The 10,853-nt window shown below is 66.8% G+C and carries 12 protein-coding genes; 6 read left to right on the top strand and 6 right to left on the bottom strand.

What is annotated here, in order from left to right:
• Positions 1–225: 225 nt before the first annotated feature.
• From AADJ02_RS01375 to AADJ02_RS01365, 3 genes are all read left to right on the top strand, one after another.
• Entirely contained in the window at positions 226–543 is a 318-nt protein-coding gene (locus AADJ02_RS01375) for a hypothetical protein (RefSeq protein WP_341211199.1), read from the top strand.
• A 119-nt stretch (positions 544–662) separates the two neighbouring features.
• Positions 663–1,850, top strand: a complete 1,188-nt coding sequence (locus tag AADJ02_RS01370) for an FAD-binding oxidoreductase (protein ID WP_341211198.1) — start codon at positions 663–665, stop codon at positions 1,848–1,850.
• 10 nt (positions 1,851–1,860) lie between these two features.
• Positions 1,861–2,694, top strand: a complete 834-nt coding sequence (locus tag AADJ02_RS01365; protein WP_341211197.1) for an NAD(P)-dependent oxidoreductase — start codon at positions 1,861–1,863, stop codon at positions 2,692–2,694.
• Positions 2,695–2,807: 113 nt separating this feature from the next.
• Here the strand turns inward: AADJ02_RS01365 and rpe are convergent, their stop codons facing one another.
• Positions 2,808–3,494 (bottom strand): ribulose-phosphate 3-epimerase, encoded by a 687-nt coding sequence (rpe, locus tag AADJ02_RS01360; RefSeq protein WP_341211196.1) that lies wholly within the window; start codon positions 3,492–3,494, stop codon positions 2,808–2,810.
• 113 nt (positions 3,495–3,607) lie between these two features.
• Between rpe and AADJ02_RS01355 the strand changes: the two genes are divergently transcribed.
• Complete coding sequence (locus tag AADJ02_RS01355; RefSeq protein ID WP_341211195.1) at positions 3,608–4,456, top strand: helix-turn-helix transcriptional regulator; 849 nt, start codon at positions 3,608–3,610, stop codon at positions 4,454–4,456.
• On the opposite strand, the gene AADJ02_RS01350 is transcribed toward AADJ02_RS01355, so the two are convergent.
• From AADJ02_RS01350 to AADJ02_RS01340, 3 genes are read right to left on the bottom strand one after another with little or no spacing between them, the layout of a single operon-like run.
• Positions 4,453–5,091, bottom strand: coding sequence for a DUF1523 family protein (locus tag AADJ02_RS01350; protein WP_341211194.1), 639 nt, complete (start codon positions 5,089–5,091; stop codon positions 4,453–4,455). The genes AADJ02_RS01355 and AADJ02_RS01350 overlap by 4 nt on opposite strands.
• A 58-nt stretch (positions 5,092–5,149) precedes the next feature.
• Positions 5,150–5,482, bottom strand: a complete 333-nt coding sequence (locus AADJ02_RS01345; protein ID WP_341211193.1) for a hypothetical protein — start codon at positions 5,480–5,482, stop codon at positions 5,150–5,152.
• Positions 5,483–5,484: 2 nt separating this feature from the next.
• Complete coding sequence (locus AADJ02_RS01340) at positions 5,485–6,327, bottom strand: L,D-transpeptidase (RefSeq protein ID WP_341211192.1); 843 nt, start codon at positions 6,325–6,327, stop codon at positions 5,485–5,487.
• Positions 6,328–6,546: 219 nt separating this feature from the next.
• On the opposite strand from AADJ02_RS01340, the gene AADJ02_RS01335 reads away from it, so the two are divergent.
• Positions 6,547–7,530, top strand: a complete 984-nt coding sequence (locus tag AADJ02_RS01335) for a P1 family peptidase (RefSeq protein ID WP_341211191.1) — start codon at positions 6,547–6,549, stop codon at positions 7,528–7,530.
• Between the two features lie 85 nt (positions 7,531–7,615).
• On the opposite strand, the gene AADJ02_RS01330 is transcribed toward AADJ02_RS01335, so the two are convergent.
• The gene (locus AADJ02_RS01330) at positions 7,616–8,398 is read right to left on the bottom strand and encodes an alpha/beta hydrolase (RefSeq protein WP_341211190.1); all 783 of its coding nucleotides are present in this window, start codon (positions 8,396–8,398) and stop codon (positions 7,616–7,618) included.
• A gap of 81 nt (positions 8,399–8,479) precedes the next feature.
• Between AADJ02_RS01330 and AADJ02_RS01325 the strand changes: the two genes are divergently transcribed.
• On the top strand, positions 8,480–9,958 hold the full coding sequence (locus AADJ02_RS01325) for an NAD-dependent succinate-semialdehyde dehydrogenase (RefSeq protein WP_341211189.1): 1,479 nt from the start codon (positions 8,480–8,482) through the stop codon (positions 9,956–9,958).
• 244 nt (positions 9,959–10,202) lie between these two features.
• Here the strand turns inward: AADJ02_RS01325 and AADJ02_RS01320 are convergent, their stop codons facing one another.
• On the bottom strand, positions 10,203–10,790 hold the full coding sequence (locus AADJ02_RS01320; protein ID WP_341211188.1) for a DUF1285 domain-containing protein: 588 nt from the start codon (positions 10,788–10,790) through the stop codon (positions 10,203–10,205).
• Positions 10,791–10,853 lie beyond the last annotated feature (63 nt).

Here is a 10,853-nt window from a genome sequence, read left to right as displayed (position 1 = left end):
AGGGCTTACTCGGCCCTCCCCTTTTGGATAGGACGCCTAACCTATAGTAGGTGCTATGTTTTTTGGAGACGTTGCGTCGCCATCCGCACGACGTCGGGTCGTGGAAATCCCCCTGGGCATCGCCACATTATCGTCACATTTGACCGCAAAACGACGACTGTGTTCATTATTAATCAGTTTGTCGTACAAATTTAACCAGTCTGGTTTTCGGGCAGGGAGGGCACCATGCATCAGGACGACAAAGTATTCTTGACGCATGCGTCGGTTCTCTTTCGTTTTGTCAAAACCGATCGTCGCGGCATCCCACTGCCTTGCGGCCAGAGCGGCCAATCCAATCGTAGCTGGTTCTCAATCAGTGCCGACGCGATAATCACCGTGTTTCTTCACCTGTATGTTAGTTTGCCTTTCCGGACCGAGATGTTGCCGGTCGGCCTGCCATGGATGGCGCACGGCGTCCCTGGCACCCGTCCGACACATCTCGTTCCCGTCCTCGCGGTGCCGAGGCACCGCCCCGATCGGGGCACGGCCTCGCGCCCGATCTGATCCATTGCTTGCCCACCGGGTTGTCCCACCCGGTCAACTATTGAGCGCTCCTTCGGGAGCGCTTTTTTTCGTTCTTGCCGCCCCTTTCGCGGGGCCGGGGGACGCTCTAGCCTGTCGGCATGACAGCGACGCATTCCTCCTATGACGTGGTGATCATCGGCGGTGCGATGATCGGCAGCGCCGTGGCATGGTGGCTGGCGCGTGATCCCGATTTCGAGGGGCGCATCCTCGTGGTCGAGCGCGATCCGACCTTCGAGTTCGCGTCCACCAGCCATACCAATTCCTGCATCCGAATGCAGTTCGGCACGGAGGTGAACGTCGCGATCAGCCGTTTCGGACTGGAATTCATTCGCGGCTTTCGCGGGTTTGCGGGCGGGGATGCGCCCGAGATCCATCTCGACGACTTCGGCTATCTCTACCTTGCCGCCGATCAGGTTTCGGCCGACCGGCTCCGATCTGCACAGGCGTTGCAGGCGAGGATGGGGGCCGGCACGCGGCTGCTGACACCGACGCAACTCCGCACTGCCTTTCCGTTCATGGAGTGGAACGACGTCGTCTTGGGCAGTCACAACCCCGGCGAAGAGGGCTGCTTCGACGGCGGCACCATGTTTTCCGAGTTTCGGCGCCAAGCGCGGCACATGGGTGTGGAGGAACGCCGCGCCGAGGCCACGGGCCTGCGCATGGTGGGGGATCGCGTCACTCATGTGGAGCTGTCGGACGGCGGCGTGGTCGCCTGCGGCCATGTGGTGAACGCCGCGGGCCCGCGCGCGGCCTCGGTGGCAGCGATGGCCGGGATCACCCTGCCGGTGGAGCCGCGCAAGCGCTACACCTTCATCTTCGAAGCCGAGGACCGGCTGCCGCGCCGAATGCCGCTGGTGGTTGACCCGCGCGGCCTCCACTACCGCAGCGACGGCGCGCTCTATATGGCAGGTTGTCCTCCCGAAGCGGACGGCCCCTGCGATCCGCATGATTTCGAGATGGATCACACGCTCTGGGAGGATCGGATCTGGCCCGCTCTCGCCGCCCGCGTCCCTGCCTTCGAGCGCATCCGCCTGCGCAACGCCTGGGTCGGTCACTACGCCTACAACACGCTCGACCAGAACGCGCTTCTGGGTCCGCATCCCTCCGTGTCCAACCTGCTCTTCGCCAACGGCTTTTCCGGCCATGGGCTGCAGCAGGCCCCGGCGGTCGGGCGCGGCATCGCCGAGCATATCGTTCACGGGGGCTGGCGCAGCCTCGATTTGTCGCCGCTGTCGGTGGCGCGCCTGTCGCAGGGCACGGCGCTCACCGAGGCGGCGGTGATCTAAGGGAGTTTTCATGAAGAAGATCGTACTTACCGGCGCCTGCGGTGCCCTTGGATCGGTGCTGCGCGCCCCGCTGGCGAAGTTGGCCGATGAGCTGGTTTCCACGGACATCGCCCAAGGCCCGGCAGAGCTGCTGCCGAACGAGCGTTTCGTGCAGGCCGACCTCGCCGATCTCGCGGCGGTCGAGGCGGTGATGCAGGGTGCGGAGATGGTCGTGCATTTCGGCGCGATCCCGGACGAGGCCCCGTTCGAGGAACTGCTCGGCCCGAATTTTATCGGGGCCTACACGGTGTGGGAGGCGGCGCATCGCGCCGGCGCGCGGCGGGTGGTCTATGCATCGTCGGTGCATGCGGTGGGGCTGCAAGAGACGATGTCGGGCCACGACACGGAGGTGCCGCACCGCCCCGACACGTTCTATGGCCTGTCGAAGTGCTTTGCCGAGGACATGGGGCGGATGTTTTGGGACAAGCGGGGGCTGGAGGCGGTGTGCCTGCGCATCATGTCCTGCACGCCCGAGCCACAGAACGCCCGCGCCCTGCATACGTGGCTGAGCCATGGCGATCTCGTGCGGCTGGTCGAAGCCTCGGTCACCACCCCCGTCACCGGCTTTACCGTGGTCTGGGGCGTCTCGGCCAACAGCCGCGCGCCGGTGTCGAACGCCCGCGTGTCCTTCTTGGGCTACCAGCCACGCGACAATGCCGAGGACTGGGCCGACCGGTTGTTGCCAACGCCGAAGACGCCGGACCCATCCGATCCGGCGCAGCGCTGCTTGGGTGGCCCCTTCGCGGTGGTGCCCTTGGGCGAAAGCGGCGTCGCTGCGATCCGCTGCATGACCGAAAGCGGCTGACGCGCCGCCGCCCCCCGGCTTCGAGACAAAGGGCAGAGGAGAGCACACCCCTAACTACTTTACTCTTCAAATACTCACGGCGCGCCGGTGCCCACCGGCGCGCCGTGGCAGATTCAGCCCTGCGCCGCCGCCCGGATCGCGGCGATGTTCTCGCCGTAAACCGAGGCCATCTCGACCGAGCCGCCCCGGAACACTGCCGAGCCCGCCACCAGCGCGTCGGCCCCGGCCCGCGCCACCAGGGGGGCCGTCGCCACATCGACACCGCCGTCGACCTCGAGGTGGATCTCCCGGTCGCCGATCATCGCGTGCAGGGCGGCGATCTTGTCGAGCATGGGGTGCAGGAATTTCTGCCCGCCAAAGCCCGGATTCACCGTCATGACGCACAAGAGGTCCACGTCGTCCAAGAGCGGCGCCACCGCTTCGGCCGGCGTTCCGGGGTTGAGTGCCACGCCCGCCTTCATGCCCGCGCCGCGGATTGCCTGAAGCGTGCGGTGGATATGCGGGCCGGCTTCGACATGGGCGGTGAGAATATCGGCGCCCGCGTCGGCGAAGGCGTCGATATAGGGATCGACCGGTGCGATCATCAGATGCACGTCCATGACGGTCTTCACATGCGGGCGGATCGCACGAACGAGCTGCGGCCCGAAGGTGATGTTAGGTACGAAATGCCCGTCCATCACGTCGACATGGACCCAGTCCGCGCCTTGGGCCTCGATGGCGCGGACTTCCGCACCAAAGGCCGCGAAATCGGCGGAGAGGATCGAGGGGGCAATCTTGAGGTTGCGGTCGAAGGCGGTCATCGGCAGGGCTCCCTATGCAGATGCGCCCTGCCCTAGCGCGAAAATCCGCGCGCGTCACGCGGACCGCATGCTCCGCCTCTCGCATCTGCAGAAAACCCTGTTACCCTTCGGCCATGCAACGCCCCCCCGTGATCCTGTCTCACGCCGACATCCTCGCCCCCGGCGCCTGCGCCGCGCTGACCCGCGCCGCCCTCGGTTCGGTGCGCCCGGCGCTGCACGGGCATGATTTCTTTGAAATGGCATGGGTGCAGAACGGGCGGGTGCGCCATCATCTGCCCGACGGGCGCGAGGATCTGGTGGAGGGCGACGTGATCTTTGCCGCACCGGGGCATCTGCACGGATTGCAGGGGCGCGGCGACGACTCGCTTTTGGTGTCGGTGACGCTGCACCCCGACCTCATCGCCGATCTCGGGCGGCGGCACCCGGCGCTGGCGGGGCGTCTGTTCTGGGCCGGTGCCGCCACGCCGCAGCACCTCGCGCGCGACAGCCGCCAGATCGCGGAGCTGAACCGCGCGGCCTTGCGTCTCGAGCGGGGGCGACGCGATGCGCTGGGCGTGGAGGCGTTCTTGCTTCCGCTGCTTTGCGGGCTGGCCGACGAGGTGGCGCCCCTCCCTGCCGAGGCACCTGATTGGTTGGCGCGCGCCTGTGCCGCGTCGCGTATGCCGGACGTGTTTCACGACGGAGCCTCGGGCTTTGCGCGGGTCGCCGGCAAGGCGCATCCCCATGTCAGCCGATCGATGCGGCGGTTTCTCGACATGTCGCCGTCGGATTGGATCAACGCGCAGCGCATGGAGTATGCCGCGCGCCGATTGACCGGGAGCGCCGACAGTTTGGCCGAGATCGCCGCCGAGTGTGGCGTCCCGAACCTGTCGCATTTCCACAAGCTGTTTCGCGCCGCCCATGGCGAGACGCCGCAGCGGTTTCGCCGGGCGCGGCAGCGCGACGTGGTGCAGCCCGGCTAAAGCATCTTCTTGCGCTCGGCCCGCGCGGCGCGCTTGCGCCGGATCGCGTCGTTCCAGATTTCCACCCGCCGGTCGCCTCGGTCGAGCCAAGGCGAGACATGCGCCCGGGTCCAGCGATTGAGCCTGACCCCCACCCCCCAGATCAGCGCCGCGAGCAGCACCAGCACCACGATGTTGAACCACGGGATCAGCCGGACGTCCGGCCCGGCGACGGGCTTGGCCGAAAGCGCGTTGGGATAGACCGAGAGCAGCGGCAGCCGCCAACCGTAGTAGCGCATCGCGACCCACTGAGGATCGGCGGACGAGGAGACGAGGTTGCGCGCCTCGGCCTGTAGATTGGCGCTGTCGAACTTGAAATAGGGCGGCCAGCCGCCGCCCGTGTCCTCGTTGCGAAACACCATGACCTTGCCATCGGTGCGCACGGTGTCGATGAAACGCACGTCGCGCTCGACCGGGCCGTCGACGGGCGTGCCGGTGTCCGGCGCGGCCCAGAACACCGAATTCGGATCGATCCGCTCGAGCTTGATCTCGACGCCCGTGATACGGACGATTTCACGCTTGGGCAGGTTGTAGTGCAGAAGCGCGGCGAAAAGCGCCAGAACGACACCCCAGAAGATCCAAGAAATCCAGCGCATCGCATCTCTCCCTGTCGGTCGCCCGTGACTTAGCCCATCAATGCGGCCGCGCCAATCGCTACCACGTTTCATGCCGCCAATGACGGGGCAGCCCCGCGACCGATAGCACGAGGATCGGCCCCCAGATCAGCGCCGCGCCTAGGCCGAGCCGTGCCAAATGCCACGCCAGAGCGCCCCAGCCGGGCCGGGCCAGTTCATCGAGTGGCACGCCTTGCGCGAGGTAGAGCACGAGAAACAGCGCCATCGACAGCACCAGCATCGACATCGCCGCCGTCAGCCCGAGGCAGAGCAGTGGCCGCACCCCTTCGGGGAACCACGCGGCCAGCAGCCGGGGCACGGCCCAACCGGCGAGGGCAAGGCCCAGCACCGGCAGGACGAGACCCCAGCCCAAGGTCAGTAGCCGAGGCTTTCGACGCCGGTGGCGGCCCCGAACTGCGGCGGTCCGCTGGCGGCGGCGGCCGAGTAGAGCTCCTCGGGCGGCACGTAGGTGGGCGGCAGCTCGCGGCCACGGTTCGCCACCGCCTCGCCCTCGATGGCGACCGAATCGGCATAGTCGCGAATCGTCACGCGGGTCTGCAGCGGCACCTTGGGGAAGAGGAAGATGGCGTCGTGGTTGAACATGCGGATGCAGCCGGCCGAGCCCGAGTTGCCGATCGACCCCAGATCGTTGGTGCCGTGGATCCGGTAATAGGTGTCGCGGTTGCCTTGGTAGAGATAGAGCGCACGTGCGCCGAGCGGGTTGGCGAGGCCACCGGGCACACCATTGCGGTACTCACCGTAGATCTCCGGCTCACGGCGCAGCATGTTGGCGGTGGGGGTCCAGGACGGCCACTGCTCCTTGCGCTTGATCACCGTGTCATAGCTCATCGACAGGCCCTGCCGGCCGACGCCGACGGGAAAGCGCCAAGCCATGCCGTCGTTCTGGATGAAGTACAGGAACTTCGCATGCAGGTCGGCCTCGATGGTGCCTGCGGCCTCATAGCCGCGGTAAGGCACATAGGCGCGACGGTTGAGGCCCTGAAGGTATTTCGGCGGCACCGGCGGCAGACGGTAGCCCGCGTCCTCGATCAGACCGTAGCCATCGACGATCTGGCTCAGCGGCACGCCGCCGATTTCCTGTTCGGTGGTGGAGACGACGGAGGACGGGACTTGGGCGGCGCAGGCGGGAAGGACGGAGAGGGCGGCCGCGCCGGTCAGCAATCGACGGCGCGAAAGCGCGAAAGAGGTGGAGTTCATCTAAGGCAGCCTTTGACGCAAGGGTTCGCGGCAACCTATCATCACGCGCCGGAACCGCAATAATGGCGGCTCCTTGGGGCAACCACGAGGCTTGAACGTTGCCGTTTCGGCAAGCTGGGGCGAAATGGCCACGATATCAAAGCCCTGAGGCACTTACCACGTGGCCACGGATGCGTTCTCTGGGAGGAAGAAGGGTCAAATCTGCTTGAGCGTTATGTCATGACACCCGGCCCGCGCGACGCGATTACCGATATCAATGGCCTGGTGGTGGGTCAGGCGCAGGATGCGGGCCTGCGGTCGGGCGTCACTGTGCTGACCGCTGCCGTGCCATTCACGGCCTCGGTCGACGTGCGTGGCGGCGCGCCGGGCACGCGCGAGACCGAGCTTCTGGCCCCCGACAAGCTGGTCGGGGCGGTCGACGCGCTGGTGCTGTCGGGCGGATCGGCCTTTGGCCTCGACGCCGCATCGGGTGTGGTCGATGGCCTGCGCGCGGCGGGGCGCGGGTTTGAGGCGGGCGGGCACCGCGTGCCCATCGTGCCTGCCGCTATCCTGTTCGATTTGGGCAATGGCGGCGACAAGGGATGGGCGACGAACCCCTATGCCGCGCTGGGCCGCGCCGCGCTCGACGCCGCGGGCACGCGGGTCGACGAGGGCAGCTTCGGCGCAGGCTTTGGGGCGACCACTGCGGATCTGCGAGGCGGCATGGGCACCGCCTCGCTGCGGCTCGAAAGCGGTCATACCGTAGGGGCCTTGGTGGCAGTGAACGCCGTCGGCTCGGCCTGTGTGGGTGGTGGGCCCCGGTTCTGGGCCGCACCGTGGGAAATCGGGGCCGAGTTCGGGGGGCTTGGCCCTTCGATGCCGCCCGCCGAGTTGCCCCCTACCAAGCTCGCCCGGCCCGGCGAAAGCACCACCATCGCCGTCGTCGCCACCGACGCCGCGCTCGACAAGGCGGGGTGTTACCGCATCGCGGTGGCGGCACAGGACGGCCTCGCGCGCGCGCTCGTGCCAGCACACACGCCGCTCGACGGCGATCTGGTCTTTGGTGCTGCGACGGGCGCGCGGCCGCTTGCCGATCCGGTCGGGGATGCGCTCTGGATCGGCCACGCGGCGGCGGTGTGCCTGTCACGTGCGATTGCACGGGCCGTGTACCACGCCGCTCCGGGCGGATCACAGCCCTCGTGGCGCGAGAGGTTCGGCGGATAAGGCCCCCCGGGCGCTGCATGTGCCGCCCCCGATCAAATCCCAGCGCCCTTGGACATTGCGAAGCTCTGCGACCGGGTTCGCACCCTCAGGTCAGGAGCGCCTTCGTCAGAGGGCTATCGGCCTCGGTCAACGCCTCGATCACATCGAAATGGTGCCGTCCCGGCGCTTCGACCAGACCGCAGCCCCGCCGTTCGGCGAGCCAGCGCGCCTGATCGAGGAAGGCGGGCCGTTCTGCCGCACCGACCCAGACCGTCATCGGAAGATCGACCTGTTCGAGCAGCACCGGGCTTTCGGCTTCGGCCTCGGCCGCATCCAGCCGCAGATCATCGTTCATGCTGGCTGCCATCAGCGGTCGCAAATCCGACAAAGGCGAGATCGGCACGATCCGTGCCACCCGGTCGCGCCAGCCGGGCGCAAGATCGGCGCAGGCCATGCGCGCCACCAGATGCCCACCCGCCGAATGCCCGGCAAGGCGCAGCGGTCCCGGGACCACCCCCGCAACCGCACCGATGGCCGCCTCGATCTCACGGGTCATCGCGGCGATCCGCGCTTCGGGCGCCAGCGTGTAGGAGGGAATCGCCACGGCCCAGCCCTGCGCCAGCGCCCCCGCCGCGAGATGCGACCACGTGCTCTTGTCAAAGGCCTTCCAGAATCCGCCGTGCACGAAGACCACCGTGCCCTTCGCCTCCCCTTCGGGGCGAAACAGGTCGAGCCGCTGCCGCGCGCCGCCCCCATAGGCGATCTCCTGCGCCGGGTGGCTCGCACGGAACGCCGCCGCCGCCTCGGCCCAGCGGTCGGGATACGCCATGCCGCCGGGGATATGGCTGGCATTGGCATAGGCCTCGTCGATCTCGGCGCGCTCGGTCATCCGGTGGTCCTCCCTGTTCGGGGGCTGGACCTGCCCTATCCTCGCAGTGAAGGATGCGCCCGAACCCCTGGAGGAGAAGTCATGCTCGACGACCGTACCGACATCAAGTCACTGCTCAGCCGCCCCGACCTTTTGCGCGACCGCGCCTTTCTCGGCGGAAAATGGGTCGCGGCGGAAAACGGCGCAACCTTCGACGTCACCAACCCCGCGCGCGGCGACGTGCTGGCCTCGATCGCGGATCTGAGCCGCGCCGAGGTCGCTCGCGCCATTGACATCGCCTATGCCGCCCAAAAGCCGTGGGCCGCCAAGACCGGCAAGGAGCGCGCCAAGATCCTGCGCCGCTGGTATGACCTGATGATGGAGCACCAAGAAGATCTCGCGATCCTGATGACCGCCGAGCAGGGCAAGCCGCTGGCCGAAAGCCGGGGCGAGATCGCTTACGGTGCGAGCTTTGTCGAATGGTTCGGCGAGGAGGCAAAGCGCATCTATGGCGAGACTATCCCCGGCCATATGCCCGACAAGCGGATCACCGTGATCCGCCAGCCTATCGGCGTCGCCGCCGGGATCACGCCGTGGAATTTCCCCAATGCGATGATCTCGCGCAAGGTGGCCCCGGCGCTGGCAGCGGGCTGTTCCTTCGTGATCCGCCCCGCCTCGCAGACGCCGCTTTCGGCGCTGGCCATGGCTGTGCTGGCCGAAGAAGCGGGCGTGCCCGAGGGCGTGTTCTCGGTCGTCACCTCCTCCTCGGCTTCCGAGATCGGCAAGGAGTTCTGCGAAAACCCGCGCGTGCGCAAGCTGACCTTCACCGGCTCGACCGAGGTGGGCCGCATCCTGCTGCGGCAGGCGGCCGATCAGGTGATGAAATGCTCGATGGAGCTGGGCGGCAACGCGCCCTTCATCGTCTTTGATGACGCCGATCTGGATGCCGCGGTCGAGGGCGCGATCCAGTGCAAGTTCCGCAACAATGGCCAGACCTGCGTCTGCGCCAACCGGATCTACGTGCAAAAGGGCGTCTATGACGAATTCGCCAAGCGTCTGAAGGTCGCGGTCGAAAAGCTGCGCGTCGGCGATGGGCTGTCGGAGGGCACCGATCTTGGCCCGCTGATCGAGGCTTCGGCGATCGAGAAGGTGCGCGATCACCTGCAGGACGCGCTCGATCACGGGGCGACGCTGCTTACGGGCGGCAAAGCGCATGATCTCGGCGGGCAATTCTTCGAGCCCACCGTCGTCACCGGGGCGAAGCAAGGCATGAAGGTCGCGCATGAGGAGACCTTCGGCCCCTTCGCGCCGCTGTTTGCCTTCGAGGACGAGGACGACGTGATCGCGATGGCCAACGACACGATCTTCGGCCTCGCGTCGTATTTCTATGCCAAGGATCTGAGCCGCGTGACCAAGGTGGCCGAGGCGCTGGAATACGGCATCGTCGGGGTGAACACCGGCATCATCTCGACCGAGGTCGCGCCCTTTGGCGGGGTCAAGCAGTCGGGGCTGGGCCGCGAGGGCTCGCGCCATGGAATCGACGACTACCTCGAGATGAAATACATCTGCACTTCGGTCTGATCCGACTGCGACGTGGCGCGGGGACATTCAGATACCGCCCGCTTTTCGGGCATCCGCACAGCTTTGTCGTGCGGATGCCCGACCTTGGCAAAGCCACCTTGCTGTTTTAGGCTTCCGTTACGTCAATGTCGTAATTCTTCGGCATGATACGGGACGACGCCCGATGCAGCCCCGTGGCGTCAGTTTGGCGAGTGACCCTGGTGATATGTAGCGCGGAAGCCTTGTCTCGGGCTTCCGCGTATCTTCACGGAAGCTCGGCTGCCGGAATGATCGGGAAGAATACCTTGCTCGAACGCACCCCGAACCAGTCTTTACCCTCATGCGGCGCGGTCTCGCCCAGATCCACCAGCCGGTAGAAGCTTTTGCGGTCGATCAGCGCCTCGAGCCCCGAGCGGATCTCGATATAGGGCGCGGGCTCGCCCGTGTCCGGATCGCGCACCACCCGGATCGGATGCTCCGGCCCCGCCACCGCCGTCTCGCCGAGATTGGTGACAAATCGCAGATCGTCCCCCTCGCGCGCCACGTCGACCGCGACGAAAGGCGCGTCGTCGACGGTGATGCCGACCTTTTCGACCGGGGTGACGAGGAAATGCTTGTCGCCCTCGCGCTTGAGGATCGAGGCGAAAAGCTTGACCATCCGTTCGCGCCCGATCGGCGTGCCCTCGTGAAACCATGTGCCGTCGCGCGCAATCCGCATGTCGAGATCGCCGCAAAAGGGCGGGTCCCACAGATGCACCGGCGCCGGGCCGCGCGCGCCCGCCCGGCTTGCCGCCGATGCGAGGCTTTCCGCCGAAGGAGCAGCGGCTGTCTCACCGTTCTTTGTGTTTGCCATCGGGACCCGCCACGGTATCTGCTGAAACTGCAATCTAGACTAGAATGGGAAGGCTGTCATGCC

The sequence above is a fragment of the uncultured Limimaricola sp. genome (genome assembly GCF_964022235.1).
In the GTDB taxonomy this organism is placed as follows: Bacteria; Pseudomonadota; Alphaproteobacteria; order Rhodobacterales; family Rhodobacteraceae; genus Limimaricola.
Note: the sequence above shows the minus strand (reverse complement) of the source record. Positions and strands in the feature narration are given on the sequence as shown.

Bases quoted from the DNA above. Each gene is read 5' to 3' on its own strand.
- AADJ02_RS01375 (WP_341211199.1), top strand. From the start codon at position 226: ATGCATCAGGACGACAAAGTATTCTTGACGCATGCGTCGGTTCTCTTT.
- AADJ02_RS01370 (WP_341211198.1), top strand. From the start codon at position 663: ATGACAGCGACGCATTCCTCCTATGACGTGGTGATCATCGGCGGTGCG.
- AADJ02_RS01365 (WP_341211197.1), top strand. From the start codon at position 1,861: ATGAAGAAGATCGTACTTACCGGCGCCTGCGGTGCCCTTGGATCGGTG.
- rpe (WP_341211196.1), bottom strand. From the start codon at position 3,494: ATGACCGCCTTCGACCGCAACCTCAAGATTGCCCCCTCGATCCTCTCC.
- AADJ02_RS01355 (WP_341211195.1), top strand. From the start codon at position 3,608: ATGCAACGCCCCCCCGTGATCCTGTCTCACGCCGACATCCTCGCCCCC.
- AADJ02_RS01350 (WP_341211194.1), bottom strand. From the start codon at position 5,091: ATGCGCTGGATTTCTTGGATCTTCTGGGGTGTCGTTCTGGCGCTTTTC.
- AADJ02_RS01340 (WP_341211192.1), bottom strand. From the start codon at position 6,327: ATGAACTCCACCTCTTTCGCGCTTTCGCGCCGTCGATTGCTGACCGGC.
- AADJ02_RS01335 (WP_341211191.1), top strand. From the start codon at position 6,547: ATGACACCCGGCCCGCGCGACGCGATTACCGATATCAATGGCCTGGTG.
- AADJ02_RS01330 (WP_341211190.1), bottom strand. From the start codon at position 8,398: ATGACCGAGCGCGCCGAGATCGACGAGGCCTATGCCAATGCCAGCCAT.
- AADJ02_RS01325 (WP_341211189.1), top strand. From the start codon at position 8,480: ATGCTCGACGACCGTACCGACATCAAGTCACTGCTCAGCCGCCCCGAC.
- AADJ02_RS01320 (WP_341211188.1), bottom strand. From the start codon at position 10,790: ATGGCAAACACAAAGAACGGTGAGACAGCCGCTGCTCCTTCGGCGGAA.